Origin of the sequence: Rhizobium sp. AN80A (assembly GCF_030053015.1) — a bacterium.
GTDB lineage: Bacteria > Pseudomonadota > Alphaproteobacteria > Rhizobiales > Rhizobiaceae > Rhizobium > Rhizobium metallidurans.
The window spans coordinates 2,685,641-2,710,474 of sequence record NZ_JASJPX010000003.1 but is presented as its reverse complement, the minus strand read 5'-3'; the positions used below and the strand labels follow the sequence as shown (position 1 = coordinate 2,710,474).

The 24,834-nt window shown below is 64.1% G+C and carries 25 protein-coding genes and 2 pseudogenes; 9 read left to right on the top strand and 18 right to left on the bottom strand.

What is annotated here, in order from left to right; translation table 11 throughout:
- The first annotated feature begins 20 nt into the window (after nucleotides 1-20).
- Nucleotides 21-1,412, top strand: coding sequence for an amidase (locus P3R82_RS25070; protein WP_283195748.1), 1,392 nt, complete (start codon nucleotides 21-23; stop codon nucleotides 1,410-1,412).
- Here the strand turns inward: P3R82_RS25070 and P3R82_RS25065 are convergent.
- The 3 genes and pseudogenes from P3R82_RS25065 to P3R82_RS25055 all read right to left on the bottom strand — a co-directional run bounded on the left by P3R82_RS25065 (nucleotide 1,405) and on the right by P3R82_RS25055 (nucleotide 4,112).
- Nucleotides 1,405-2,261, bottom strand: a pseudogene (locus P3R82_RS25065) (NlpC/P60 family protein). The gene P3R82_RS25070 and the pseudogene P3R82_RS25065 sit on opposite strands and share 8 nt — an antisense overlap.
- A 16-nt stretch (nucleotides 2,262-2,277) precedes the next feature.
- Entirely contained in the window at nucleotides 2,278-2,622 is a 345-nt protein-coding gene (locus tag P3R82_RS25060) for a MarR family winged helix-turn-helix transcriptional regulator (protein WP_283195747.1), read from the bottom strand.
- 101 nt (nucleotides 2,623-2,723) lie between these two features.
- Complete coding sequence (locus P3R82_RS25055; protein WP_283195746.1) at nucleotides 2,724-4,112, bottom strand: M17 family metallopeptidase; 1,389 nt, start codon at nucleotides 4,110-4,112, stop codon at nucleotides 2,724-2,726.
- Between the two features lie 248 nt (nucleotides 4,113-4,360).
- Here P3R82_RS25055 and P3R82_RS25050 point away from each other — a divergent pair, with 248 nt between their 5' ends.
- Entirely contained in the window at nucleotides 4,361-5,191 is an 831-nt protein-coding gene (locus tag P3R82_RS25050; protein WP_283195745.1) for a tetratricopeptide repeat protein, read from the top strand.
- Here the strand turns inward: P3R82_RS25050 and P3R82_RS25045 are convergent.
- The 10 genes from P3R82_RS25045 to P3R82_RS25000 all read right to left on the bottom strand — a co-directional run bounded on the left by P3R82_RS25045 (nucleotide 5,188) and on the right by P3R82_RS25000 (nucleotide 14,694).
- Nucleotides 5,188-5,820 carry a LysE family translocator gene (locus tag P3R82_RS25045; RefSeq protein ID WP_283195744.1) on the bottom strand — a complete coding sequence of 211 codons (633 nt, stop codon included), beginning with the start codon at nucleotides 5,818-5,820 and terminating at the stop codon, nucleotides 5,188-5,190. The genes P3R82_RS25050 and P3R82_RS25045 overlap by 4 nt on opposite strands.
- 81 nt (nucleotides 5,821-5,901) lie before the next feature.
- Entirely contained in the window at nucleotides 5,902-6,888 is a 987-nt protein-coding gene (locus tag P3R82_RS25040; protein ID WP_283195743.1) for a type II secretion system F family protein, read from the bottom strand.
- Nucleotides 6,889-6,901: 13 nt separating this feature from the next.
- Nucleotides 6,902-7,909, bottom strand: coding sequence for a type II secretion system F family protein (locus P3R82_RS25035; RefSeq protein ID WP_183900746.1), 1,008 nt, complete (start codon nucleotides 7,907-7,909; stop codon nucleotides 6,902-6,904).
- Nucleotides 7,910-7,913: 4 nt separating this feature from the next.
- Nucleotides 7,914-9,386, bottom strand: coding sequence for a CpaF family protein (locus P3R82_RS25030; protein WP_283195742.1), 1,473 nt, complete (start codon nucleotides 9,384-9,386; stop codon nucleotides 7,914-7,916).
- A 22-nt stretch (nucleotides 9,387-9,408) separates the two neighbouring features.
- Nucleotides 9,409-10,686, bottom strand: coding sequence for a CpaE family protein (locus P3R82_RS25025; RefSeq protein WP_283195741.1), 1,278 nt, complete (start codon nucleotides 10,684-10,686; stop codon nucleotides 9,409-9,411).
- 17 nt (nucleotides 10,687-10,703) lie between these two features.
- On the bottom strand, nucleotides 10,704-11,438 hold the full coding sequence (locus P3R82_RS25020; protein WP_283195740.1) for a CpaD family pilus assembly protein: 735 nt from the start codon (nucleotides 11,436-11,438) through the stop codon (nucleotides 10,704-10,706).
- Between the two features lie 17 nt (nucleotides 11,439-11,455).
- On the bottom strand, nucleotides 11,456-12,961 hold the full coding sequence (locus P3R82_RS25015; RefSeq protein WP_283195739.1) for a type II and III secretion system protein family protein: 1,506 nt from the start codon (nucleotides 12,959-12,961) through the stop codon (nucleotides 11,456-11,458).
- Between the two features lie 11 nt (nucleotides 12,962-12,972).
- Complete coding sequence (gene cpaB / locus P3R82_RS25010; RefSeq protein ID WP_283195738.1) at nucleotides 12,973-13,788, bottom strand: Flp pilus assembly protein CpaB; 816 nt, start codon at nucleotides 13,786-13,788, stop codon at nucleotides 12,973-12,975.
- 110 nt (nucleotides 13,789-13,898) lie between these two features.
- Nucleotides 13,899-14,411 (bottom strand): prepilin peptidase, encoded by a 513-nt coding sequence (locus P3R82_RS25005; protein WP_283195737.1) that lies wholly within the window; start codon nucleotides 14,409-14,411, stop codon nucleotides 13,899-13,901.
- Nucleotides 14,412-14,514: 103 nt separating this feature from the next.
- Nucleotides 14,515-14,694 (bottom strand): Flp family type IVb pilin, encoded by a 180-nt coding sequence (locus P3R82_RS25000; protein ID WP_283195736.1) that lies wholly within the window; start codon nucleotides 14,692-14,694, stop codon nucleotides 14,515-14,517.
- A gap of 401 nt (nucleotides 14,695-15,095) precedes the next feature.
- On the opposite strand from P3R82_RS25000, the gene P3R82_RS24995 reads away from it, so the two are divergent.
- The 7 genes and pseudogenes from P3R82_RS24995 (at nucleotide 15,096) to P3R82_RS24965 (ending at nucleotide 20,579) form a co-directional block, all read left to right on the top strand.
- Nucleotides 15,096-15,524 carry a pilus assembly protein N-terminal domain-containing protein gene (locus P3R82_RS24995; RefSeq protein WP_183900738.1) on the top strand — a complete coding sequence of 143 codons (429 nt, stop codon included), beginning with the start codon at nucleotides 15,096-15,098 and terminating at the stop codon, nucleotides 15,522-15,524.
- A 109-nt stretch (nucleotides 15,525-15,633) separates the two neighbouring features.
- Nucleotides 15,634-16,250 (top strand): annotated as a pseudogene (locus P3R82_RS24990) (TadE/TadG family type IV pilus assembly protein).
- Between the two features lie 2 nt (nucleotides 16,251-16,252).
- Nucleotides 16,253-16,828 (top strand): TadE/TadG family type IV pilus assembly protein, encoded by a 576-nt coding sequence (locus P3R82_RS24985; protein ID WP_283196421.1) that lies wholly within the window; start codon nucleotides 16,253-16,255, stop codon nucleotides 16,826-16,828.
- A 109-nt stretch (nucleotides 16,829-16,937) separates the two neighbouring features.
- The gene (locus tag P3R82_RS24980; RefSeq protein WP_283195735.1) at nucleotides 16,938-18,158 is read left to right on the top strand and encodes a phosphopentomutase; all 1,221 of its coding nucleotides are present in this window, start codon (nucleotides 16,938-16,940) and stop codon (nucleotides 18,156-18,158) included.
- Complete coding sequence (locus P3R82_RS24975; RefSeq protein WP_283195734.1) at nucleotides 18,155-19,123, top strand: adenosine deaminase; 969 nt, start codon at nucleotides 18,155-18,157, stop codon at nucleotides 19,121-19,123. The genes P3R82_RS24980 and P3R82_RS24975 overlap by 4 nt, the downstream gene beginning before the upstream one ends.
- A gap of 131 nt (nucleotides 19,124-19,254) precedes the next feature.
- Complete coding sequence (upp, locus tag P3R82_RS24970) at nucleotides 19,255-19,884, top strand: uracil phosphoribosyltransferase (RefSeq protein ID WP_283195733.1); 630 nt, start codon at nucleotides 19,255-19,257, stop codon at nucleotides 19,882-19,884.
- Nucleotides 19,885-20,045: 161 nt separating this feature from the next.
- Nucleotides 20,046-20,579 (top strand): TIGR02281 family clan AA aspartic protease, encoded by a 534-nt coding sequence (locus tag P3R82_RS24965; RefSeq protein ID WP_283195732.1) that lies wholly within the window; start codon nucleotides 20,046-20,048, stop codon nucleotides 20,577-20,579.
- Nucleotides 20,580-20,583: 4 nt separating this feature from the next.
- Here P3R82_RS24965 and deoA read toward each other — a convergent pair whose 3' ends face one another.
- The 5 genes from deoA to P3R82_RS24940 are packed head-to-tail and all read right to left on the bottom strand — an operon-like array spanning nucleotide 20,584 to nucleotide 24,834.
- The gene (deoA, locus tag P3R82_RS24960) at nucleotides 20,584-21,891 is read right to left on the bottom strand and encodes a thymidine phosphorylase (protein WP_283195731.1); all 1,308 of its coding nucleotides are present in this window, start codon (nucleotides 21,889-21,891) and stop codon (nucleotides 20,584-20,586) included.
- A 1-nt stretch (nucleotide 21,892) separates the two neighbouring features.
- A complete protein-coding gene (gene deoC / locus P3R82_RS24955) occupies nucleotides 21,893-22,669 on the bottom strand; it encodes a deoxyribose-phosphate aldolase (RefSeq protein ID WP_283195730.1) in 777 nt (258 codons plus the stop codon).
- A complete protein-coding gene (locus tag P3R82_RS24950; RefSeq protein ID WP_283195729.1) occupies nucleotides 22,666-23,472 on the bottom strand; it encodes a purine-nucleoside phosphorylase in 807 nt (268 codons plus the stop codon). The genes deoC and P3R82_RS24950 overlap by 4 nt, the downstream gene beginning before the upstream one ends.
- Complete coding sequence (locus P3R82_RS24945) at nucleotides 23,472-23,858, bottom strand: cytidine deaminase (protein ID WP_037188430.1); 387 nt, start codon at nucleotides 23,856-23,858, stop codon at nucleotides 23,472-23,474. Before P3R82_RS24945 ends, P3R82_RS24950 begins: the two co-directional genes overlap by 1 nt.
- Before the next feature lie 4 nt (nucleotides 23,859-23,862).
- Nucleotides 23,863-24,834 (bottom strand): ABC transporter permease, encoded by a 972-nt coding sequence (locus tag P3R82_RS24940; RefSeq protein WP_283195728.1) that lies wholly within the window; start codon nucleotides 24,832-24,834, stop codon nucleotides 23,863-23,865.

Here is a 24,834-nt window from a genome sequence, read left to right as displayed (position 1 = left end):
TCGTTTTGAAAGACCGCGCCATGACCGAGATCGACCTGAGCATCCGCGAACTGAAGCGGCGCTTTGCGAAGAAAAGCCTGTCTCCGCTGGAATACTGGCTGGCGCTGGAGCCGCATATCGCCGCCTGGGAGCCGCACATCGCCGCGCTCTATCTCTACGACCCCGGCGCCGCCCGCGCTCAGGCCAAAGCCTCGACCGAACGCTGGGCGAAGGGAGAAACCCTGGGCCCGCTCGACGGCATCCCGGTGACGTTGAAGGAGCTGATATCAACCAAGGGCCAGCCCGTCCCTCTCGGCACCCGGGCCGTGGAGCTGACGCCGGCGCTCGACGATGCCCCCATCGCCGCCCGCATGCGTGAGGACGGCGCGATCATCTTCGCCAAGACCACATGCCCTGACTACGGCATGCTCTCGTCCGGCCTCTCGAGCTTCCACCCGCTCAGCCGCAATCCCTGGGATGTCAGCCAGAACCCGGGCGGTTCCAGCGCCGGCGCCTCGGCGGCGGCGGCGGCCGGCTACGGCCCGCTCCATATCGGCACCGATATCGGCGGCTCCGTGCGGCTCCCGGCCGGCTGGACCGGTATCTTCGGCTTCAAGCCCAGCCACGGCCGCATCCCGGTTGACCCCTATTATGTCGGCCGCTGCGCCGGGCCGATGACGCGCACGGTCGAGGACGCGGCACTCGCCATGGCCACGCTCTCGCGGCCGGACTGGCGCGACGGCACCAGCCTCCCGCCCAACGATATCGACTGGGCGGATCTCGATATCGACCTCTCGGGCATGCGCATCGGCCTCATGCTCGACGCCGGCTGCGGCCTCGATGCCGAGGACGAGGTGAGGACGGCCGTCGTCGCGGCGGCGAAACAGTTCGAGAAAGCCGGCGCCGTCATCGTGCCGGTCGGCCCGCTGCTGTCGCGGGCGATGCTCGATGGTCTCGACAATTTCTGGCGCGCCCGCTTCTGGGGCGATATCGAGGGGCTGAGCGAGGAGCGCCGGGAGAGCATCCTTCCCTATATCTACGGCTGGGCCAAGGGCGGGGCCGATGTTAGCGGCGTCGCCGCCGTCAAGGGCTTCAACCAGACGATCGAGATGCGCAAGGCCTGCGGCGCGCTGTTCGAGGAGGTCGACGCCGTGCTATCGCCGACCAATCCGATCGTTTCCTACCCGGCCGAATGGGCCTCGCCGACCAACGATCCGGCCCGTCCCTTCGAGCACATCGCCTTCACCGTTCCCTGGAACATGTCGGAGCAACCGGCCTCGTCGATCAATTGCGGCTTCTCAAAATCCGGCATGCCGATCGGCCTGCAGATCGTCGGTCCCCGCTTCGACGACATGCGCGTCCTGAGGCTGTCGAAAGCGTTCGAAACCTGGTCCGGCGGCGTCACCGCATGGCCAAAGCCGCCGGTCAGTTGATCGGGCGACGATAGCCGTTGGGCTGCTCGTAGAGCCAGCCGATACGCTGAACGGCCTCTTCGAAATTCTCGCGCGTCACGGTCATCGTGTGGCCGGTCGCGTGCAGGATCGTTTCCGCATCCTCCATGATCGCCACATGCCCCTTCCAGAACACCAGGTCGCCGCGTCGCAGTTCATCACGCGCAATCGGCGTGCCAAGCGCTGACGCCTGCATGTCGGTATCGCGCGGCGCGGCGTGGCCGGCCATCAGCATGGAAAGCTGCACCAGGCCGGAGCAGTCGATCCCGAGCCCGGAGCGGCCGCCCCAGAGATAGGGCGTTTCGATGAAGCGGCCGGCGATCTCGACATAGTCCGCGCCATCAAGCGCGCCGATGGGCTGCACATGCTTGGCGAAAATGGCAGTCCCGTCTTCAAGCGTCACATAGTGGTTGCCGCGCGCCTCCGCGGTGCCGGCAACGGCGACGCGGCTGCCCATCGAAAGAATGCTTGTATAGGGTTTGCGCAGTTCCGGCTCGCGATAGAGGAAGGTGCGCTGAACGGTGACGATATGGGTCGGAGCGGGCGATGCCTCGCTCACCGTGCTCTCGGGTAGATAGCCGACGTAATTGTCCGACCGCGCCTTGATCCAGCACCATCCGTCGGCGCGGTCGAGCACGGTCACGTCTTCGCCGAACAAGAGTTCGGTATCGATACCGATGGTCGCGTCCGGCGCGGCCGCAGGCCCACGACCGGGACCGCGATGCGCGCCGGCGTCCCGTCGGTAAAGCGCCGGGCCGTGACCTGTCCTTCCAGTCCGCGCTCGGCGAGATCGTCCCTGAAGGCGTGCAGGCGGCGGTCGAGCGTGGTCATGGTCTTGTCCTCAAGGTCACAGCCGGCGCCCGTGCTCGCGCACGCGGTCGCCCAGTTTTTCGAGATAAAGCGCGCCGCCCACGGTGCGCTTGATCAGCACGTTGCGCCGGTCGCGGTCATCGCGCACCCGGTCCACCAGCCCCATCTCGCCCATCGTATCGAGCGCCCGGGTGATGACGGGCTTGGTGACGTTGAGTTCGGCGGCCAGGCCGCGCACGGTATGCGGCGGCGGCACGAGATAGATATGCAGCAGGATCGCCATCTGGCGCAATGTCAAATCGCGGTCGTCGTGGCGAACCTGGTCGAGCGACACGCCGTGCCAGAGCCCCAGCGCCTGCGATGCGGTCAATTCGATCGGCACGGCCCCTCCCGCATTCGTTACGCCTGCGTTCCATTTTCCGGCACGCACCCCCGCAACGCAATGGGGCGGCTGATCTGCCGCCCCACAGGGTGAATAAAATTTTAACGAACGCTCTCGCGGATGTGGTGGTAAAGCGCCCGGATCGCCTGCGCCTCGCCGCCACCGGGCGAATGCGGTCGCTCCGAAGGCGCCCAGCCGTAAATGTCGAAATGCGCCCAGCTCCTGGCATGGCTGACGAAGCGCTTGAGGAACAGCGCCGCCGTGATCGCGCCCGCCATGCCGCCTGCCGGCGCATTGGTGATATCGGCGAACTTGGCGCGGATGTCCTTTTCGTAGCCGGCGTAGAGCGGCAGCCGCCACATTGGATCGTCGGTCTCGAGGCTCGATTCCATCAGGTCGCGCGCCAGATCCGCGTCGTCGGTGAAGAAGGGCGGCAGGTCGGGTCCGAGCGCCACGCGCGCAGCCCCGGTCAGCGTCGCCATGTCGATCATCAGGTCGGGCTCTTCCTCGTCGGCATAGGAGAGCGCGTCGGCGAGGATCAGGCGACCCTCGGCGTCGGTGTTGTCGATCTGGACGGTCAGGCCCTTGCGGCTCTTGTAGATGTCGCCGGGGCGGAAGGCGTTCGACGAGATCGAGTTCTCGACCACGGGAATGACGACGCGCAGGTCGACCTTCAGCTTGGCGTCCATGATCATCAGTGCCAGGCCCATCACGTTGGCCGCACCCCCCATATCCTTCTTCATCAGAAGCATCGAGGAGGCGGGCTTGATGTCGAGGCCGCCGGTGTCGAAGCACACGCCCTTGCCGACCAGCGTGATCTTGCGATGGCCCTTCTTGCCCCAGCGCAGCTCCATCAGCCGCGGCGCGTCGGCGCTGGCGCGGCCGACCGTGTGCACCAGCGGGAAATTGTGCCTGAGGTCGTCGCCCGAGATTACCGAGATCTCGGCCTTGTAGTGCGCGGCAAGCCCGCGGAACGCCGCTTCCAGCTCGTTCGGGCCCATGTCGTTGGTGGGCGTGTTGATCAGGTCGCGGGCAAGGAACACGCCGGCCAGCTGCCGCTTGATATCGGCGGCATCGGCATCGCGCGGGATCATCAACGTGCCGGCCGGCTGCTTTTCGGACTTGTAGCGGTCGAAACGGTAGCTCCCGAGGCCGAAGCCGAGCGCCAGCCGGTTGGCCGTCAGCGGTGCCGTCTCGATATGCCAGTCGCCCGCCGGCAGCGCGCGCGCCAGCTTGCCGGTGATATAGGGCTGTTCCGAAGGGTTGGAGCCGAGACCGAACAGCGCCCCGCCGAGATGGCCATCCGATGTCGGGATCAGGAGCAGCGAGCCGCTCTCGGCCTTGTAGCCCGCCTTCTTCGCCCAATCGAGCGCGATCGGATCGATCGTCCCGGTTTCGATATGCGCCGGCGTGACGGCGAAGATCGGCAAGGTCTGGCCGCCCTTGGTGTTGAAGGGGGTCGGTCTTTCGATGAACTGGAACGGGGGCATTGTTTATCCTTCAGGGGCGTCCAAAGCGCGGCGCGATCCTTCGGATTCGCTTCTTGCGCTTTAGATCTTTGTTTTATCGCATGTCGTTATCGCAAAACCGCTTCACACTTTTGCGCGACATGCTCCAAGAATCGCATTTTAACGTTCCGTTAGGGTTAACAGACTATTGCTTGAGCGTAGATTGCGTCAAAACCTTTCCCTGTTCCGCTTCTAGGTCAGGCGCCGATTTCTGATTTCAGGAAACCGCCATGGCTGCTTTGGTCGATACCTCTTTGAAAACCCGTCTTTTCCAGTGCACGGCGACCGCGATGCTGGCCCTGATGCTGGCCGGCTGCAACACCACCAGGGACAAGATGACCACGGGCTCGATCCCGGTCGCGCTGAACAAGCCGGTCGAGACGATGAACGACCAGGAAGTGCGCTCCGCCACCGATCGCGTCGGCCAGGCCTATGAAAAGAACCCGCGCGATCCGGTAAACGGCGTCAACTACGCCAACCTCCTGCGCATGCAGGGCAGGGACGCCCAGGCGCTCGCCGTCATGCAGCAGGTGGCGATCGCCAATCCGCAGGATCGCAACGTGCTCGCCGCCTATGGCAAGGCGCAGGCCGCCGCCGGCCAATTGCAGCAGGCGCTCGACACCATCGGCCGCGCCCAGACGGCGGACCGTCCGGACTGGAAACTCGTCTCCGCCGAGGGCGCCATTCTCGATCAGCTCGGCCGCTCGACCGAGGCCCGCCAGCGTTACCGCGACGCGCTCGACCTGCAGCCGGGCGAGCCGTCGATCCTGTCCAATCTCGGCATGTCCTACGTGCTGACAGGCGATCTCAAGAGCGCCGAAACCTATCTGCGCCAGGCAGCCGGCCAGCCGACGGCCGACAGCCGCGTGCGCCAGAACCTGGCGCTCGTCGTCGGCCTGCAGGGCCGCTTCCCCGAGGCCGAGCAGATCGCAAGGCGCGAGCTCTCGCCGCAACAGGCCGATGCCAACCTCGCCTATATCCGCTCGATGATGTCGCAACAGAATTCCTGGCAGAAGCTCGCCACCAGGGATGCCGGGGCGGCGGCGGGAAGCACCAACTAGCGCCCGCTCAGGCCTGACACAACGAGCTGCAGGCCGAGCCCCGCCATCACAGCTCCGGCCGCGCGGTCGATCCACTTCTTCGCCGCCAGATAGATCAGGCGCGGGTGGCGGGCCGAGAATGCCAGCGCCACGATCGTGTACCATCCGGCCTCGACAAGAAAGACGCCGAGCGGGATCGCCACGAACAATTCCAGCGGAATGGTCTTCGGCAAGAGCGCCGCGAAGATGCTGGCGTAGACGACGATGGTCTTCGGATTGCTGACCTGCGTCAGGAAAGCGGTCATGAAGCTGCGGCCGATGGCCCGGTTGGCCGCCGCCGTCTCGCCGATCACAAGTGGCTCGCCGGCGCCGCGCCAGATCCTGTAGGCGATATAGGCGAGATAAAGCCCGCCCATGATCTTCAGCGCCAGATAGAGCCATCCGAACTGCGACAAAAGCGCGGTCAGCCCGGCCAACGCCAGGATGCTGAACAACACTCCGCCCAGCCCCATGCCGACAGCCGCGGCAAGCCCGTCGATGCGCGAGCGCGACACGGCGATCCTGGAGACGAGCACGAAGCTCGGCCCGGGGCTCATGGCGCCGATCGAAAGCGTTGCGAGGATGCTGAGGAGGACGCTGAGCGACGACATGGCGATGGTCCGTGGTTGGGGGTGACGTCGTCGAATGTCACACGGCCCCGCGCGGCGGTCCATCCCAAAAATCGGCGGCTCTTAGAACCGGTCGGCGACCTGGATGCCGGCCGGCCCGAGAATGACGGCGACCAGAACCGGCAGGAAGAACAGGATCATCGGCACGGTGAGCTTCGGCGGCAGCGCGGCGGCCTTCTTCTCCGCCTCGTTCATGCGCTCGTCACGGCCTTCCTGGGCAAGCACGCGCAGCGCCTGCGAAACCGGCGTGCCGTAGCGGTCGGCCTGCATCAGCGCCTGAACGACGGACTGCACGATCGGGATCTGCGTGCGCGTGCCGAGGTTTTCGAGCGCCACGCGGCGATCCGGCAGGAAGGAGAGCTCGGCCGTCGTCAGCACCATTTCTTCCGCGAGCGCCGGAGAAGCCTCGCCGAGCTCCTCGGAGACGCGGCGCATCGCGGCTTCGATCGAGATACCGGATTCCACGCAGATCAGCATCAGGTCCAGCGCGTCCGGCCAGGCGCGCTTGATCGAATGCTGCCGCTTCTTCATCTTGTTGGAGATGAAGATGTTCGGTGCGTAGAAGCCGACATAGGCGAAGCAGAGCGTCGCGAGGAAGCGGATCGGCGTCGGCTTGTCGACGAGGTTGTCGAGGCCGAACACCCAGAAGATCGCCAGCGCGAAGAAGCAGAAGGGCAGCAGGAAGCGCGCCACCAGGAACATGTTCAGCGCGTTTTCCGAGCGATAGCCCGCCGCGCGCAGCTTGTTCATCGTGTTTTCGTCGACCAGCGCCTCGCGCAGGTTGAAGCGCTCGACGATCTGGCGAACCGAGCGGTTGTTCTGCGTGCGCAGCGACGCCTTGCTGCCGGTCGACTCGGCGTTCATCCGCGCGCGTTCGCGGGCCCGCATCTGCTCGCGTTCCGTCGATACCGCCTTCATGCGCTGGTTGAGATCGCCGCGCTCGAAGAACGGGATGGCGAGCGTGTAAAGCGTCGCGAACACCGCCAGCGCCACCAGCACCGCGATCAGCATCGAGGGATCCGTCAGGGAACTCGCAAGATCGGACGACATCGCATTTCCTCTGTTAGATATCGAAATTGACCATGTTGCGCATGACGAAGATGCCGATCGACATCCAGACCGCCGAAACGCCCATGATCAGGTGACCGCGCGGGTCGGTGAAGAGGACCATCATGTACTGCGGCGACGTCAGGTAGACGAGCGTGGCGACGATGAACGGCAGCGCGCCGATGATGACGGCCGAAGCCTTGGCTTCCATCGAAAGCGCTTTCACCTTGGCCTTCATCTTCTTGCGCTCGCGCAGCACCTTCGAGAGGTTGCCGATCGCTTCCGACAGGTTGCCGCCCGCCTGCGATTGAATGGCGATGACGATCGAAAAGAAGTTCACTTCCTGCAGCGGCATGTGGTTGACCATGCGCGTGCAGGCATCGGGGACGCTGAGCCCCACCTGCTGGGATTCGACCACGCGCCGGAACTCGCCCTTGACAGGCTCCTTGCCCTCGTTGGCGATCAGCCGGATCGCGTCGTTCAGCGGAAGACCGGATTTGATCGATCGCACGATGACGTCGAGCGCGTTCGGAAACTCCTCGAGGAACTTGTTCTGCCGGCGCTTGATGAGAAAGCCGAGGATCCAGCGCGGCAGGCCGAGACCGGCGACGATCGGCAGGCCGAGGACGACCATGGTGGGCGCGCCGAACAGGAATGCGGCGAACATCAGCACGAAGCCGAAAATGCCGCTGAACATGTAGAATCGGCCGGGCGTGATCGTGAGGCCCGCCTGCGTCAGGCGCGACTTCAGCGTCAGCTTCTTCTTGGCGTTTTCCTGCTGACGCTTCTCGAGGTCCTTGAGGTTGTCCTGCATCGACTTGCGACGCTTGGACATTTCCTGGACACGGTCGCGCGCGGCCTTGACGTTCTGCTTGTCGAGCTCGGCGGATGCGACCCGGCTGACCCGGCTCGCCGCCTTCTTCTCGGTTTCCATCCGTGAAAACAGCAGGCCGTAGCAGACCGCACCGGCCGAAACGGCCACGAGCAGCACGATACCCAGCACCAGCGGATCGAAACCGAACATAATCTTAATCCTTCGACTTCTCTTCCATCTCGTCGAGCGCCGCGGCGAGCCGCTTCTCTTCGTTGTAGTAGCGGGCGCGGTCCCAGAAATTCGGCTTGCCGATACCGGTCGACTTGTGCCGGCCGATGATCTTTCCGGCCGCGTCTTCGCCCTCGATCTCGTAGCGCATCAGATCCTGGGTGATGATCACGTCGCCTTCCATGCCGATCACCTCGGTGATCTGCGTGATGCGGCGCGAACCGTCGCGCAGGCGCGCGGCCTGGACGACGATGTCGACGGAGCTTGAAATGATCTCGCGAACGGTCTTGGCCGGCAGCGAATAGCCGCCCATGGCGATCATCGATTCGATACGGCTGAGGCACTCGCGCGGCGAGTTGGAGTGGATCGTGCCCATCGAACCGTCGTGGCCGGTGTTCATCGCCTGCAGGAGGTCGAAGACCTCGGGTCCGCGCACTTCGCCGACGATGATGCGTTCGGGGCGCATACGCAGGCAGTTCTTGACGAGATCGCGCATGGTGATCTCGCCTTCGCCTTCGATATTGGGCGGGCGGGTTTCGAGGCGCACGACATGCGGCTGCTGCAGCTGCAGTTCGGCCGTGTCCTCGCAGGTGATGACGCGCTCGTCGCGGTCAATGTAGTTGGTAAGGCAGTTCAGAAGCGTCGTCTTGCCCGAGCCGGTACCGCCGGAGATGACGATGTTGCAGCGGACGCGGCCGATGATCTGCAACAGCGTCGCGCCCTCGGGCGTGATCGCCCCGAAGCGCACCAGCTGGTCGAGCGTCAGCTTGTCCTTCTTGAACTTACGAATGGTGAGAGCCGGCCCGTCGATGGCGAGCGGCGGCGCGATGACGTTGACGCGCGAGCCGTCGGGCAGGCGGGCGTCGCAGATCGGGCTCGATTCGTCGACGCGGCGGCCGACCTGGCTGACGATGCGCTGGCAGATCGACAGGAGCTGGGCGTTGTCGCGGAACCGCACTTCCGATTCCAGCGTCTTGCCGCCGACTTCGATGAAGGTCTTGCCCGAGCCGTTGACCATGATGTCGGCGATGTCGTCGCGTGCCAGAAGCGGCTCCAGCGGACCATAGCCGAGAACGTCGTTGCAGATGTCGTCGAGCAGCTCTTCCTGCTCGGAGATCGACATCGCGAAGTTCTTGATCGTGATGATATCGTTGACGATGTCGCGAATTTCCTCGCGCGCGCTTTCGCCGTCGAGCTTGGCGAGCTGCGACAGGTCGATCGTGTCGATCAGCGCCGAGAAGACCTGCGCCTTGGTGTCGTAATATTCTTCCGTGCGGGCAGGGCGCTTGCGCTGCGGCGTCTGCATCGGCGGCGGCGCCACCTGCTGGCGGGTCTGCTCGCGCTGTGGCTCGACGAAGACGGCGGGCGCCGACGACGGGGAAGGCGCGGCAACGGGCGGCGGTGGCGCGATCGTGCCGCCCGCCTTGCCAGATCCTTCGTTTCCGCGTTTTCCGAACATTACTTGTTCCACTCCTGGTGGGCTATTTGCGCTTCAGGAGGCTGAGAAGACTGCTCTTCTTCGCCTTCTTGATCGCGATCCGCCCGGTAACGATGTGCGACAGCTGCGAGAAGGTCTCGGCCGTCGGTGATTTCGGGTCCATCTCCGAGATCATCCGGCCGCTGTTGGCCGCCGTTCCGAACAGGTTGCTGTCGAACGGGATGATGGCGACGGGCTCGCATTCCAGCGGCTCGCAGAAATCCGAAGGACTGATCTCCGGACGCTTCGGCATGCCCACCTGGTTGAGAACGAGGTGAGGCGGCTTGTCGTTCGGTCGCATCTTGCGCAGCGCGTCGATCAGGTTCTTGGTGTTGCGCAGGTTGGCGAGGTCGGGAGAGGCGCAGATCACAACCTCGTCGGCCGCACCCAGCACCGAGCGCGTCCATTCCGACCAAGTGTGCGGCACATCGAGCACCGTCACCGGCGCGCTGCGCTGCAGCACATCCATGACCGGCTGGAAGGCGTGACCGTCGAAATCGTAGGCCCGGTCGAGAAGCGAGGGCGCCGCCAGCAGCGACAGGTGCTCGGAGCACTTCGTCAGCAGGCGGTCGAGGAACATCTCGTCCAGGCGCTCCGGGGCATAGACCGCCTCGGCGATCCCCTGCGTCGGGTCCTGGTCGAAGTCGATATTGGCGGTTCCGTAGGGCAGGTCGAGATCGGCGAGGATCGTTTCGGTCGAAAACAGGCGCGAGATGCCGAAGGCGCAGTTGTGGGCGATGGTGGAGGCGCCGACGCCGCCCTTGGCGCCGATGAAGGCGATGCTGCGTCCGAGCGGCTCGGCATCCGGATCGACGAAGATCGTCGCCATCGCCGTCATGATGTCGGGCATGCCGACGGGCTGGACGATATATTCGGAAATGCCGTTGCGGATCAGCTCGCGATAGAGCGCGATATCGTTGTGATAGCCGACGATGATGACCTTGGTCGACGGGTCGCAGACGGCGGCGAGCGGCGCCAGCTCGTTGAGCAGGCTCGCGCTGCTGCCCCGGGTCTCGAGAATGATCAGGTTCGGCGTCGGCGCGCTGGCGAACATGTTGGCTGCCGCCGCGATGCCGCCGCTGGTGATCCGCAGGCTGACCTTCGACAGGCGGCGGTCGCTGCCGCAGCGTTCCATCACCCGCTGCAGCTCCTCGCTTTCGCAGAAGGCGTGCACCGAGATGCGCGGAAGCGGGCGCATGTTTTCCAGCTCGCCCATGCGCACCGCCTCTTCGGCCTGCTGCAGGTCGGCTGTGTGCTTGATGTCGTATTCAACCGTGCTCATCGTCAATCCTGGCTTGATCAGAAGCTGTTGGCGGAACTGCCGCTCATTTCTTCGAGGTTCGATGTGCGTTCGCGATATTCCTTGATGGCGGCGTTGCGGCGCGTCGCGTCGATCGGGGTCATGCCGCGCGGCGCGACGAGATCCTCGGGATTGGCGATCTGCGCCGCGAGGTTGTTCTGTGTCGCGCAGCCGAAATTATAGTAGTTCTGGTTGCTGAAGTCGTTGATCATGTCCTTCGGCCACTGGCCGCACTGCGACGTCATCGCGGTCGTGCCGACGAAGGTGAGGCGGATCGGCGCCGCGTCCTTGGCCTCGATCGTCACATAGGAGCTGTTGACGATCTTCGAGGCGGCGATCCCGCGCGCGGCAAGCTCGGCGCGCACCTGGCCGCGCAGCTGCCGGGCGGCGTTCGAGTTCGGCGATCCCTCCGGCGTCAGCAGGTAGATCGGGCCGGTGGCGCGCGCGCTGTAGTTCTGCGCGAAGCCGCGGATCATGTCGCGCTGCGCTGTGTTGAGCCGGCGATCGGTCGAGGCGACGGGGATGTCCACCGATTGCTCGGCTTCCGTCACCACGATCGGGTGGCGCTGCCGGTAATCGTCGGGAATGCCGCCCGTCGTCAGGTCGTCGCGCGAGGCGCAACCGGAAAGCAGGGCGGTCGCGATGGACGCGGCGACGATCAGCGGAGTCGAAAAGCCGCGGTAACGGGAGTCGGTCTTGATCTGGGCCATCGGCGTGTCTCTGTGTTGTGCCATTGCTGATCCCGCTTCGCTCATTTGTAGATGAACCCGATTGAGCCGTGGAACTGGGTGTCCGCGACCGGCGTCTTGCCGCCGTAGACCTTGTTCACGCGGTTGAGGAAGAATGCGGCGCCGTCGTTGGTCGGGCTGAAATTGTCGTCGGGACGGTTCAGCTGATTGCGGGCGACAGGACGCACGAGATAGGGCGTCGCGATGATGACGAGCTCGGTCTCTTCGCGCTGCACGGTGCGCTGGCGAAACAGCGTTCCCAGCAGCGGGATCTTGTTGGCGCCGGGCGTGCCGTTCGATGTCTGCGCGACGTTGTCGCGGATCAGGCCCGCCAGCGCGATCGAGCCGCCGGACGGAAGCTCGACGGAGGTCTCGGCCGAACGGCGCTGGTAGGTCGGTGCCGAACCGCTGACGGAAGGTGCCGGTTCCGACACGTTGGTCTTGATCTCCAGGCTGATGCGGCCCGAGGAGAGCACGACGGGCTTGAAGCCCAGGCTGATACCATAATTGTAGGGTGTGACGGTGACGTTGCCGTCGTTGTCGGTCGTCGAATAGAGCACCTGACCGCCGGAGTTGAAGGTCGCCGCCTGGCCGGAAATCGCCGTCAGCGTCGGCTCGGCCAGGGTCTTGACGACCTTCGCCTGTTCCAGTGCGCTCAGATAGGTCGAGATGTCGTATTTGCCGATCGAGTTCTTGAACAGCGCCGCCAGTCCGCCGCCGAGCGTCGAGGTCGCGGCGCTGGCATTGGGTGCGCCAAGCTGCGCGACGGTCATGCCGCTGGAGTTGGAAACCAGATTGTCGAAGCCGATCTGCTTCAGGATTTCGCGGCGAACCTCGGCGATGGTCACCTTCAGCGTGACCTGGTCCTCGCCTTCGATCTGCAGCAGGTTGATCACCTGCGACTGCTGGCGGTTTTCCGCGAACAGCGCCACCGATCCGTCGCCGCCGCCCTGGCTGCTGGCCGTTTCCGTGCGCGTGGTCGCCTCGCCGCCCTTCAGGAAGACACCGGCGAGATCGGCGGCCTGCGCCGCATCCTGCGGCGTGCGCACCGTGCCTGTCAGCACGATGTTGTCCGAGACGATCTCGACGTTGATGTTGGAATCGGGAATGAAGCGGCGCAGGTTGTTCTGCAATCCGCTGACGTCGCGTTCGATCGCGATGTCGAGACTGACGATCTGCTGGCCGTCGGCGCCGAAGATGAAGATGTTGGTCTGCCCGACCGTCTTGCCGAAGAGATAGATGCGCCGCGAGGAGCGCGTCACCGCGTCGGCCATGCTCGGATCGGAAACGAGGATATCGCTCGCATCGACCGGGAGGTCGATCACGATCGCCTTCTTCAGGCCGAGCTTGAGGCTGCGATGCGCGCCCTGGCCCGTCTGGGTGATGCTCACCATGCCGTCGGAAGCGGCCTGCGCCGCGCCGACACCGATGACGGGATCGAGAAAGCCCGGCGCGACGCCGGTGAAGCCGATCGTCAGCGACAGGCAGCCTGCCATCAGATGTTTCATGCGCCGTGTTGAGTTGCCCATGTCCGTCTCCTCTACTCGGCTTTCTGAGGCGCGCTGTCGTTGACGATGGCGCCTGACTTGATGACCTGAACGATGGAGCTGCCATTGTCGCCGCTGAGCAGATAGTCCGCGGCCTTGGTGTCCGGCTCGCGGGCGTCGGCGACCGAGCGCAGCGCCAGCGAAAGCCGATCCGCCATCTGCTGCGCGACGGCGAGCACCTTGGTCTGGTCGGGGGTCAGTTCCAGCGTCGCGGTCGTGCCGACAACGGCCTTGGAGCCGTCGTCCTTCTCCTGAACCTGCTGGTCGATCGCCAGCACCCGCACATTGTTGAGCACCGTTTCGGTCAGATACTTGTCGCCGTTCTTTTCCTTGCGGACCATGATCACGTCGACGCGGTCGTTCGGCAGGATGAAGCCGCCGGCGCCGGTCGCGACCGAGATTTCGGTTGCGACGGCGCGCTTGCCCGAAGGCAGCAGCGACGACATGATACGGCTGTTGGAATCGGCGATCTTTTCGGCCCGGATCGGCTCGCCCTCGAAGATCGGCATGCGCACGACGGCGCCCTGCAGTTCCTTGATCGCTTCGGGCTTGTCCGTTTCCGTGATGAAGCCCTGCACCACCCCGCCCTGCGGCCAGGCCATCCAGTGCGCGGACTTGTCGTCGAGCCGTGCGCCGACGGGAAGATTGGCGCTGGAGACGAGCACGTTGACGGTTGGTTCCTTCTCGACCACCTGCTGGACCTGGGTCACCACCGATCCGCCACGACCGGCAAGGTTCATCGCCAGAACGCCGGCCAGACCGGCGGCGACGACGGCCACTCCAAGGATCAAAATGCGGGCGGGCTTCATCAGGCGTTCCCCAGGGAATCGAAATATTCGTTCCGGAGAATTGGCTCCAATTGGTGTAATTATAGTTAACGAAAGACTTCGATCTTAGGTTAACGAGCGCTTAAGCGCCTTTACTTCAGGCCTTGCAGCGCGGTCATGAACAGCGGCGAGGACGGAAATGCCAGAAAGCCGCCGATCGCGATGGCGATGCCGTAGGGGATCTTCTTGGCCATGAGAATGGAGTTCGGAACCGGTAGGCCGATCGCGAGAATCGTGTCGGCTTGGGTCCGGATGATAACGATCGCCAGAGTAATTATGCCGCCAATAACACCGACATAGCCCAGAAATTCCACGATCGCCGGGTTGAGGCCGAACCAGAGTGCCGACGCCGTCAAAAGTTTGGCGTCGCCGCCGCCCATCGTATTGGTGGCGAAAAGAATGAAGCAGACGACGAAGACGGCCAGCGCGCCGGCGGCATGGCTGCCGACCTGGGCAAGCGGCATGCCGGTCAAAAGCGCGATGGCGAAGAAAGACGCGATGAGGATGATGGAGATCCTGTTCGGGATCGTCATCGTGAACAGATCGGAAAATGCCGCGACTGCGAGGCACAGCGGGAATATCACAAAGACGGAAGCTGCGATCATTCTGCTATCGATCCTTAAGACAAAAGGCCCACTGTTCGAGTGAGCCCATGTTTAGCGCCAGACCCGTTAAGGTCTGGCGTATATCGTGTCGCCGAAGGCGATATCAGGTCGGGGTCTTGGAAGAGATTGTGTTGCCCAGGTTGCTGAACATGGTGTTCAGTTTGCTGCCGAGCGTGGAAGCGCCCGTGATGAGCGCTACGGAAATGAGCGCTGCGATCAGGCCGTATTCAATTGCGGTCGCGCCGGATTCGTCTTTCAGAAAACGGCTTACAAGCTTGGTCATGATAACTCCTAACTCCAGTTGATGTTCAGCACGTCCGCCAACTGTTCGCCGTTGATCGGATGAGCACAACCTAACGTACCGCTCTTTCGATCGGCTTAAAAAAATGGGTTACTAATATGTTAACAGGAAGCAGTCGACGGTCATGGTAAGTAACCGTTTCAGTAGTTCCATAGAAATTTAAATATCATGCGGAAGTCACTACTGAATAAGGGATTTCTGATTGGCCGGCGCCATGATTCATTACCTGACCGGCCAAGCGGGAAGCCGACTGTATCGTTTCGGTACCGATGACGCGGCGTTAACGTCTCGTTATGGGCGGGATCGCTCTCCCATTAAGGTTTCATGCACCATTTTTTTCTATGCTTCCGGTAAGTTAGCGTCGTGATCGTGAGAGAATCCAGATGTCATCGAGCGGCATAAGGCCAGTCCTTGCCAGTGTTCTTGCTGCCGCCGCGGCTTGCGCAACTGTCTTCGCCCCGGCCTTCGCCCAGCAGCAGCAGATGCTCAGGGTCTATATGGATCAGGCGCGCGTGTTGAAGCTCGATCGCCCCGTCAGCAAGGTCATCGTCGGTAACGCCAAGGTGGCGGATGCGACGGTCGCCGACGCCAAGACCATCGTGCTCACCGGCCGCAGCTTCGGCAGCACCAATCTCGTCCTGCTCGACGCCGACGGCAACGCCATCCTCGATCAGAGCATCCTCGTATCCATCGACGAAGCCAACACCGTGCGCGTGTTTCGCCAGACGGAGCGTACGGTTTTGTCCTGCACGCCCAATTGCGAACAGCATAGCGCCACCACGGCCGCTGGCGCAGCCGCCGCGGCACCCTGAGCAAAACGGGGCTCTTTTACTTGTTGTTAAATTTCTGAACCGGCTTGAAACGGAAAATCAACGTTCGGCACTTAAAAATGCATGATCGAAGCTGTGTCGGATGCAGGCCATGACGGAATTGGATCAAACAGCGGAACGGACGGATCGGCGCCGATGCAGGCGGTGGTGGTCCATTGCCGCTTTCACGCGCTCGCGTGACGGCGCCGCGCCATCGAATTCGCGCTTCTCGCCATTCCCTATTTCATGGTCGTCTTCGCGATCATCGAGACCTTCATCGCCTTTGCCGGTCAAGAGCTCGTATCCAACGCCGTCGACACACTGAGCCGCAAGATCCGCACGGGCCAGATAACGGCCGCCAATACGGATCGCACCGCGTTTCGCACCGCCTTCTGCAAGGAGATCTCGATCCTGATCACCTGCTCGACGACGGAGGCGGCAACGCCGAGCAAGCTTTTCGTCGATGTCCGGAACTTCTCGACATTCGGGGCCATCCCGACGACGATCCCGAAGAAGACGACCGCCGCCTATTCGGACCTCGACAGCTCCGCGCTCCAATACGCGCCTGGCGGTGCCGGCACCATCAACATGGTCCGGGCCTATTACAAGTGGCAGGTGATCGGTGACCTCATCCGCCCCTACATTTCCAATGTCAGGCCATCCGACGGCTCCTCGGCCTACTTCCTGATTGTCGCGACCGCGGCGTTCCAGAACGAGCAGTACCCGTGATGATGATCCGCAACGCAATCGTCAGGCTACGGGCCGTGTCTCGCCGCTTCGCCGGCGATCGCGATGGCATGGGCGCGATCGAGTTCGCCATTCTTTTTCCGATCCTCGTGATGCTCTATGTCGGCGCATTCGAGATCACCATGGGTCTCAGCGTCAGCAAGCGCGCCTCGCGCGCCGCCGCCACGGTGGCGGATATCGTCACCCAGCAGCAGAGCGTGACGAAATCCTGGCTTGCCGACATGCCCAATGCAGCCGCGGCGATCTTCGTCCCCTACAATGCCGGCACCACGGTGAGCTTGAAGATCACCGGCATCCAGATCGACGCAGCCGCCAACCCGACCGTCAAGTGGTCCTGGGCGCAGGACAACAACCGTCCCTACACGGCCAATTCGGCGGTCACGGTTCCGGCGGATCTGAAGAAGGCCAACAGCTTTCTCGTACGCTCGGAACTGTCGGTACCCTACAAGCTGTTTCTCTTCGCGCCCAATCTCATGCCGAACAACAGCACCCTCACCATCAGCCGCACCTATTACTACCGGCAGCGCCAGGGCGACAACGTCCTGTGCAGCGATTGCTGAGCCGGTCGCGTTCGCGCCCGCGCATTTGCCATACTCTCGTCTCCGTTATAAGGCTTGTGGCCCGGCGGCCGGCAATCCGGCGCGCCAGCTTTTGAGTGTCGGGTGAAACATGCCGCGTGCCTTTCTATTCGTGATGGATTCCTTCGGAGTGGGTGGCGCGCCCGATGCGGCCGCCTATGGCGACGAAGGGGCGGATACGCTCGGCCATATCGCCGAATTCTGCGCCGCCGGCCTTGGCGATCGCGAGGGCCTGCGTTCGGGGCCGCTGCAGCTGCCGAACCTTTCGGCTCTCGGCCTCCTGCACCTCGCCAAGGCGGCATCCGGCAAGATCCCGGTGGGCATGCCGATGGCCGAGAAAGTCTATGCCAGCTTCGGCGCGGCCAGCGAGGTCTCGCGCGGCAAGGATACGCCCTCCGGCCATTGGGAAATATCAGGCACGCCCGTCACATTCGACTGGGGCTATTTCCCGACCGAGGGTGATGCCTTTACCCCCGAACTGATCGAGGCGCTGTGCAACGCCGCCGAGGTTCCGGGCATCCTCGGCAATTGCCATGCCTCCGGCACCGACATCATCGCCCGCCACGGCGAGGAACACATCCGCACCGGCAAGCCGATCTGCTACACCTCGTCGGACTCCGTCTTCCAGGTCGCCGCCCACGAGAAGCATTTCGGCCTCGAACGGCTGATGACCTTCTGCGCCATCGCCCGCGCCCTTCTCGACCGGCACAATATCGGCCGCGTCATCGCCCGCCCCTTTGTCGGCGAAGCCAAGGCGAGCTTCGAGCGCACCGGCAATCGCCGCGATTTCTCCGTGCCGCCGCCGGAACCGACACTGCTCGACCGGCTGGTGAAGGAAGGCCGCACCGTCCATGCCGTCGGCAAGATCGGCGACATCTTCGCCCACCAGGGCGTCTCGCGCGTCATAAAGGCAAACGGCAACGCGGCGCTGATGGATGCGACGCTAGACGCCATGGATGTCGCCGAGGATGGCGATCTCGTCTTCACCAATTTCGTCGATTTCGACATGCTCTATGGCCATCGCCGCGACGTTCCGGGTTATGCGGCGGCGCTCGAGGCCTTCGACGCGCGCCTGTCTGAGGTCGGCGGCAAGCTGAAGCCCGGCGATCTCGTCATCATCACCGCCGACCACGGCTGCGACCCGACCTGGCGCGGCACCGATCACACCCGCGAGCGGGTTCCCATCATCGCCTACGGCCCCGGCCACCGCCCGCGCAATCTCGGCATTCGCACCAGCTACGCCGATATCGGCGAGACCATCGCCCAGCATCTGCGCATCCCCGCCGGCCCGCACGGGAGGAGCTTCCTATGACCGCGCATCTGAAGAAGGTCGAGCTGCACTGTCATCTCGAGGGTGCCGCCCCGCCGGCGCTGACATTGGCGCAGGCACGCAAGTACAACATCGACATCAGCGCCCACCTCAGGGACGGCGCCTATGTCTGGCATGATTTCGCGAGCTTCCTCGAATGCTACGACAAGATCTCCGAGGTCTACAAGACCGACGAGGACTATGCGTTGCTCACGGAAACCTATCTGGCCGAACTCGCCGGTGTAGGCACGATCTATAGCGAGCTCATCGTCTCGCCCGATCACGGCAAGCGCATCGGCCTCGGTGCCGATGCCTATATCGAAGGCGTGTGCGAGGGCATCCGCCGCGCCAGGGCGGCGTCTGGCATCGAGGCGAGGCTGATCGTCACCGGCGAGCGCCACTTCGGCCCCGACAGTGTCATCGGCGCCGCCGAATACGCCGCGAGCGCTCGTAACCCGCTCATCACCGGCTTCAACCTCGCTGGCGAGGAGCGCATGGGCCGCGTGGCGGACTATGCGCGCGCCTTCGACATCGCCCGCGACGCCGGCCTCGGCCTCACCATCCACGCCGGAGAGGTCTGCGGCGCCTTCAGCGTCGCTGATGCGCTGGATGCCGTTCGCCCGGCCCGTATCGGCCATGGCGTGCGCGCGATCGAGGATGCGGACCTCGTCAGGCGGCTGGTCGATCAGGGCACGGTGCTGGAGGTCTGCCCGGGCTCGAACATCGCGCTCGAGGTCTTCCCGGATTTCCAGTCGCACCCGCTGCGGGCGTTGAAGGAGGCCGGCGTGCGCGTCACCATCAGTTCCGACGATCCGCCCTTCTTCCACACCTCGCTCAAGCGGGAATACGAGCTCGCTTCCTCCGCCTTCGGCTTCAGCGACGCCGAGATCGACGCGATCACCCGCACCGGCATCGAGGCCGCCTTCGTCGACGAGGCCACGCGTAGCGAGCTTCTGGCCAGGCTCTGATCCGTCCCGATCCGGTGAGACTGGATCGTGAGATTGGGGATCGCCGTCGCAATTTGCCCGCCGCTCTTGCGGCGGAGACGAATTCCGTGGAAGAAACATGCTATAAGAACAGCTAAGGAAAGGGCTCGGCCATGGACGGCGTAACGGTCATCGATCATCCGCTCGTGCAGCACAAACTCACCATCATGCGGCGCAAGGAAACTTCGACGGGCAGCTTCCGCCGCCTGTTGCGCGAGATTTCCACGCTCCTGTGTTACGAGGTGACGCGCGATCTCGAGCTGACGATGGAAACCATCGAAACGCCGATGCAGACGATGCAGTCGCCGATCCTCGAAGGCAAGAAGCTGGTTTTCGTGTCGATCCTGCGCGCCGGCAACGGCCTGCTCGAAGGCATGCTGGAGCTGGTTCCCTCCGCCCGCGTCTCGCATATCGGCATGTACCGCGATCACGACACGCTGCAGCCGGTGGAATACTATTTCAAGGCGCCGGAAGCGCTCGACGAGCGCCTGATGATCGTCGTCGATCCGATGCTCGCCACCGGCAATTCCTCGATCGCCGCCATTCACAAGCTGAAGGAACGCGGCGCGACCAACATTCGCTTCCTCTGCCTGCTGGCCGCCCCCGAGGGCATCAGCAACTTCAAGGAAGCCCACCCGGATGTGAGGATCTACACGGCCTCGATCGACAGCCATCTCAACGAGAAGGGCTATATCATGCCCGGCCTCGGCGATGCCGGCGACCGCATGTACGGCACCAAGTAATTAACGATCGGTTTACCATTCGAAATGTTACATGGGGCCTGGACTATGTTTCCAGGCCTTATCTCCTTCCGTCATTAGCAACTTTTCAGCAATTGTGGCTTAGCTGCTAAAGATACGGCCGCGCATGATGCACGGTTTATACAGGAAGGATTTCTGTTTCCATGCTCGTGCGTACAGTCATATTCGCAAGCATCGCCGCGGTGCTTGCCACACAGGCCCCTTCCTTCCTCGGAAGCGCGCCTGCGCGGCCGGAAGGCCCGGTCTCTGCCAATTTCATCTCCGGTGCCGTCGATGCCACGCCCGCCACCGCCGTATCGGGCAATGGCGGCGGCATCCGCCTCAAGGCCAATGATCAAGGCCACTACACCGGCGACTTCCGCATCAATGGCAAATCGGTCTCCGGCATGATCGACACCGGCGCGACCTATGTCGCGCTGAACGAGACCATGGCCCGCCGTCTCGGCTACACCGCCAACCAGCTCGATTTCCGCTATTCGGTCAACACCGCCAATGGCCAGACCAAGGCGTCGCACATCATCCTCGACCGTGTCGAGATCGGCGGCATAAGGGTGCGCGACGTCGAGGCTTTCGTCCTCAAGGACGAGGCGCTGTCCTCGACACTGGTCGGCATGAGCTTCCTGAAGAAGCTCGCTTCCTATTCGGTGGCCGACGGCTCGCTCAGCCTGAAGCAGTAGGCGATCAGAAACGCGATGAAATGACGGGTGGCAGTGCCGGCGCGCTGTCGCCGATCGTGTAGTTCGCCTGAAGCGACGCGGCGGCCGTGTCCGCCGCACTTTCGCTTGCGGCATGCACCAAGGCGATCGGATCGCCGCGCTCGACGCGCGTGCCCAGCGCAACGATATCGCTGAACCCCACCCGGTGGTCGATCCGGTCATCGGGATGCCGTCGCCCGCCGCCGAGATCGATCAGCTTCATCCCGATGTCCCGGCTGTCGCAGGCCGCGAGCCAGCCGCCGCGGATCGCCGTCACTGGCCGGATGACGGGGGCGGTCGGGAGATGGCTGTCCGGCTTCTCGACGAGGTCGGAAGGGCCACCAAGCATATGCGCCATGCGCCCGAATATCTCCGCCGCCTTGCCCGATGACAGCGCCTCTGTCGCCCGCGCCTCGCCGTCTTCACGCGAGACCGCGACGCCCGACTGGACGAGCATCTCGGCGGCAAAGGCAAGCACCACCTGTTCCAGCCGTGTGCCGCTCTTTTCGCCCTTAAGGAACGCCAGCGCGTTGCGGATCTCCAGCGCGTTGCCCACGGCATCCGCCAGCGGCTGGTTCATGTCGGTGATGACGGCCGAGGTCTTCAGCCCGGCACCATTGGCCACCTCGACCAGCGATCGCGCCAGCTGCTCGGCTTCGTCGGACGAGGCCATGAAGGCACCGTTGCCGACCTTCACGTCGAGCACCAGCGTCTCCAACCCGGCCGCCAGCTTCTTCGACAGGATCGATGCGGTGATCAGCGGAATGGAATCCACCGTCGCCGTCACGTCGCGCACCGCGTAGAGCCTGCCGTCGGCCGGCGCCAGCGCCGCCGTCTGGCCGATGATGGCGCAGCCGGCCTCGCGCACCACCTTGCGGAACAGCGCGGTGTCGGGGGTAACCGTATAGCCTGGTATGGATTCCAGCTTGTCGAGCGTCCCGCCGGTATGGCCGAGCCCGCGTCCCGAGATCATCGGCACCACCAGCCCGCAGGCCGAAGCGATCGGCGCCAGCATCAGCGAGACGTTGTCGCCGACGCCGCCGGTCGAATGCTTGTCGGCGATCGGCCGGTCCAGATCGCTCCAGTCGAGCATATCGCCGGAGCGGGCCATCGCCATGGTCAGCGAAACGGTCTCCTCGCGGCGCATCCCCTTGAACCATACCGCCATGGCGAAGGCGCCGATCTGCCCCTCGGAGAGCTTGCCCGCCGCGAGCGCCGCGATGAACGCCTGGATATCGTCGTCGGACAGCACCGCGCCGTCGCGCTTGCGGCGGATGATCTCCTGCGGGATCATCTCAGTAGCTCGCGGCGGTCGCCGGTGCCGATTGCGTGCCGGAAAGAACCGCAAGGATATCGTCGAGCACGCCGGAAGCACCGAAGCGGAAGGTCGAGGGCATTGCCCAGTCGGGCGTCATGATCGTCTCGGCGAGGCTGAGATAAAGTGCCGCATCCGCCACCGAGGCGATACCGCCGGCGGGCTTGAAGCCGACCTTGCGGCCGCTCTGGCGGATGGCCCGAAGCATGATGTCGGCGGCCTCCAGCGTGGCGTTGACGGACACCTTGCCGGTCGAGGTCTTGATGAAGTCGGCGCCGGCCTCGATCGCCAGTTCGGAGGCGCGGCGGATCATCGCCGCATCCTTGATCTCGCCGGTCTCGAGGATCACCTTCAAAAGCACCGCGTCGCCGCATTCGGCGCGCACGGCGGCCACCATGTCTGTGACGGCCCGGCCGCTGCCGGCGATGAACTTGCGATAGGGGATGACGAGGTCGATCTCGTCGGCGCCATCGGCGATCGCCTCGCGCGTCTCCGCCGCCACGTCGGCGACCTCCATGTCGCCGGAGGGGAAGTTGACGACGGTGGCGATCCTGACGGGATGGCCGCTGCCGAGGATCGAGCGCGCATGCGCCACGAAGCGCGGCCAGATGCAGATGGCGGCACTGTTGCCGTAGGGCGTCTGCGCCCGCGCGCACAGGGCCTCGATCTGCGCCTCCGTGCAGTCGTCCTTGAGATTGGTGAGGTCAAGCAGCGACAGCGCCACCGCCGCCGTTTCCTTCAGCGAGTGATTGCTCATGGTCCATTTCCTCCGGCCGCGATCATCTCTTTCAGGATGGCGGCAAGACGGGCACCGCCGATGGGCGCCATCTCCTTGGTTTCGTCGTGGCTCAGTTCCGAACCGGTCATTCCCGCCCCATAGTTGGTGATAACGGAAGCAGCCGCAACCCTCATGTCGAGCATTCGGGCGATGATCACCTCGGGTACTGTCGACATGCCCACCGCGTCGGCGCCGAGAATGCGCGCCATGCGGATTTCCGCCGGCGTCTCGAAGCTCGGGCCCGAAAACCACATGTAGACGCCCTGCGAAAGGTCGGTGCCGGTCTTCTCCGCCGCCCGCCGCATCGCCTCCGCGAGCCCGGCATCGTAGGCGTTGGTCATGCCCACGAAACGGCGGTCGCTCTCCTCGCCGATCAGCGGGTTGATGCCGGAATAGTTGATGTGGTCGGTGATCCGCATCACCGATCCGGGCGAAAGATCCTCGCGCAGCGATCCCGCCGAATTCGTCAGGATCAGCGCTTCGACGCCGAGCCCCTTCAGCACCTCGATCGGCAGCCGCATGGCACTCGCGTCGCCCTTCTCGTAGAAATGCACGCGCCCCGACAGCATGACCACGGGCACGCCGCCAAGCGTACCGGCGACCACTTCACCGGCGTGGCCCGAGACGGCGCTGACGGGAAAGCCCGGTATATCCTGATAGGCGATCCTGACCGCATCCTTGAGCTCCGCCACCAGCGAGCCGAGCCCGGAGCCGAGGATGACGCCGTAGCGCGGCGACAGCCCGCCGAGCCGCGCCTTCAGCAGGTCGAGCGCCGCCTGCATCAGAGTTCCGTCTCGAAGCTGAAGGGAAGCAGTTCGTCCATGGTCATGGTCTTCTGCACGCCTGCTTCGTCGCAGAGATAGATCCTGGTCTCCTTGGAGGCGAATTCCGAGATCTTCTGGCGGCAGCCGCCGCAGGGCGGGCAGAGCGGCAGCTTCTCGGCGATCACGGCCATCTCGACGATCTTCTTCGCCCCGCCCATGATCATGGCGCTGATCGCCGTCGGCTCGGCGCACCAGCCTTGAGGGAAGGAGAGGTTCTCGATATTGGCGCCGGTATAGACCTTGCCATCCTCGGCGCGGATCGCAGCACCGACGGGGAATTTCGAATAGGGCGCGTGGGCGAACGCCATGGCGCCGCGGGCGGCTTCGAAGAGGTCGTGGGACATGGTCTTAGCGCTCCTTGACATAGGGTGTGCCGCCGGCCTTCGGCGGGATGGCTTTGCCGATGAAGCCCGCGAGCAGCACGCAGGTGAGGATGTAGGGCAGGGCCTGGAAGATCTGCACCGGAACCTCGCCGATCCCGGGGATCGGCTTGCCCTGCATGAAATTGCCGAGCGCGTCGAGGAAGCCGAACAGCAGGCAGGCGAACATGACGGGCACCGGCTTCCACTTGGCGAAGACGAGCGCGGCGAGCGCGATATAGCCCTTGCCGGCCGACATGTCCTTGATGAACGCCGCCGATTGCGCGATCGCCAGATAGGTGCCGGCGAAGCCGCAGAGAATGCCGGCGCAGACGACGGCGCGGTAGCGCAGCCACGTCACCGAGATGCCGGCGGTATCGACGGCACCAGGATTCTCGCCGACGGCGCGCAGACGAAGACCGAAGCGCGTGCGGTAGAGGATCCACCACGAGAGCGGCACCGCCAGGAAGGCGAGGTAGGTGAGGATGTTGTTGCCGGAGATGACGTTGGCATAGAGCGGCCCGATCAAGGGCACCTCGCGCATGATGTCGGCGCCCGGAAGCGTGATCGGCGTGAAGCGGGCGTCGCCCGCAAGCTGCGGCGTGCGTCCGCCCTGGCCGAACCAGGCCTGGCCGAGGACGATGGTGATCCCGGCCACGAAGAAGTTGATCGCGACGCCGGAGATGATCTGGTTGCCGCGGTTGGTGATCGAGGCGAAGCCGTGCACGAAGCTCAATGCGACCGAGCAGACGATGCCGGCGCCGAGCCCCAGCCACGGCGAGCCGGTGAGATAGGCGACGCAGGCGGCGGCGAAGGCCGAGCCCAGCATCTTGCCCTCGAGCCCGATGTCGAACACGCCGGCGCGCTCGGAAAACAGGCCTGCCAGCGCCGTGAAGATCAGCGGGATCGACAGGCGGATCGTGGAGCTCAGAACGCTGATGAAGATGTCGTAATATTCCAT

Excerpts from the sequence above, each read along its gene's own strand:
- P3R82_RS24975 (WP_283195734.1), top strand. The coding sequence starts at position 18,155 with ATGACCGCGCATCTGAAGAAGGTCGAGCTGCACTGTCATCTCGAGGGT.
- P3R82_RS25040 (WP_283195743.1), bottom strand. The coding sequence starts at position 6,888 with ATGTCGTCCGATCTTGCGAGTTCCCTGACGGATCCCTCGATGCTGATC.
- P3R82_RS25015 (WP_283195739.1), bottom strand. The coding sequence starts at position 12,961 with ATGGGCAACTCAACACGGCGCATGAAACATCTGATGGCAGGCTGCCTG.
- P3R82_RS24985 (WP_283196421.1), top strand. The coding sequence starts at position 16,253 with ATGATCCGCAACGCAATCGTCAGGCTACGGGCCGTGTCTCGCCGCTTC.
- P3R82_RS25050 (WP_283195745.1), top strand. The coding sequence starts at position 4,361 with ATGGCTGCTTTGGTCGATACCTCTTTGAAAACCCGTCTTTTCCAGTGC.
- P3R82_RS24945 (WP_037188430.1), bottom strand. The coding sequence starts at position 23,858 with ATGTCCCACGACCTCTTCGAAGCCGCCCGCGGCGCCATGGCGTTCGCC.
- cpaB (WP_283195738.1), bottom strand. The coding sequence starts at position 13,788 with ATGAAGCCCGCCCGCATTTTGATCCTTGGAGTGGCCGTCGTCGCCGCC.
- upp (WP_283195733.1), top strand. The coding sequence starts at position 19,255 with ATGGACGGCGTAACGGTCATCGATCATCCGCTCGTGCAGCACAAACTC.
- P3R82_RS24980 (WP_283195735.1), top strand. The coding sequence starts at position 16,938 with ATGCCGCGTGCCTTTCTATTCGTGATGGATTCCTTCGGAGTGGGTGGC.
- P3R82_RS24950 (WP_283195729.1), bottom strand. The coding sequence starts at position 23,472 with ATGCAGGCGGCGCTCGACCTGCTGAAGGCGCGGCTCGGCGGGCTGTCG.
- P3R82_RS25035 (WP_183900746.1), bottom strand. The coding sequence starts at position 7,909 with ATGTTCGGTTTCGATCCGCTGGTGCTGGGTATCGTGCTGCTCGTGGCC.
- P3R82_RS25045 (WP_283195744.1), bottom strand. The coding sequence starts at position 5,820 with ATGTCGTCGCTCAGCGTCCTCCTCAGCATCCTCGCAACGCTTTCGATC.
- deoC (WP_283195730.1), bottom strand. The coding sequence starts at position 22,669 with ATGAGCAATCACTCGCTGAAGGAAACGGCGGCGGTGGCGCTGTCGCTG.
- P3R82_RS25005 (WP_283195737.1), bottom strand. The coding sequence starts at position 14,411 with ATGATCGCAGCTTCCGTCTTTGTGATATTCCCGCTGTGCCTCGCAGTC.
- P3R82_RS25030 (WP_283195742.1), bottom strand. The coding sequence starts at position 9,386 with ATGTTCGGAAAACGCGGAAACGAAGGATCTGGCAAGGCGGGCGGCACG.
- P3R82_RS25020 (WP_283195740.1), bottom strand. The coding sequence starts at position 11,438 with ATGGCACAACACAGAGACACGCCGATGGCCCAGATCAAGACCGACTCC.
- deoA (WP_283195731.1), bottom strand. The coding sequence starts at position 21,891 with ATGATCCCGCAGGAGATCATCCGCCGCAAGCGCGACGGCGCGGTGCTG.
- P3R82_RS25025 (WP_283195741.1), bottom strand. The coding sequence starts at position 10,686 with ATGAGCACGGTTGAATACGACATCAAGCACACAGCCGACCTGCAGCAG.
- P3R82_RS25055 (WP_283195746.1), bottom strand. The coding sequence starts at position 4,112 with ATGCCCCCGTTCCAGTTCATCGAAAGACCGACCCCCTTCAACACCAAG.
- P3R82_RS24995 (WP_183900738.1), top strand. The coding sequence starts at position 15,096 with ATGTCATCGAGCGGCATAAGGCCAGTCCTTGCCAGTGTTCTTGCTGCC.
- P3R82_RS25070 (WP_283195748.1), top strand. The coding sequence starts at position 21 with ATGACCGAGATCGACCTGAGCATCCGCGAACTGAAGCGGCGCTTTGCG.
- P3R82_RS24940 (WP_283195728.1), bottom strand. The coding sequence starts at position 24,834 with ATGGAATATTACGACATCTTCATCAGCGTTCTGAGCTCCACGATCCGC.
- P3R82_RS25000 (WP_283195736.1), bottom strand. The coding sequence starts at position 14,694 with ATGACCAAGCTTGTAAGCCGTTTTCTGAAAGACGAATCCGGCGCGACC.
- P3R82_RS24965 (WP_283195732.1), top strand. The coding sequence starts at position 20,046 with ATGCTCGTGCGTACAGTCATATTCGCAAGCATCGCCGCGGTGCTTGCC.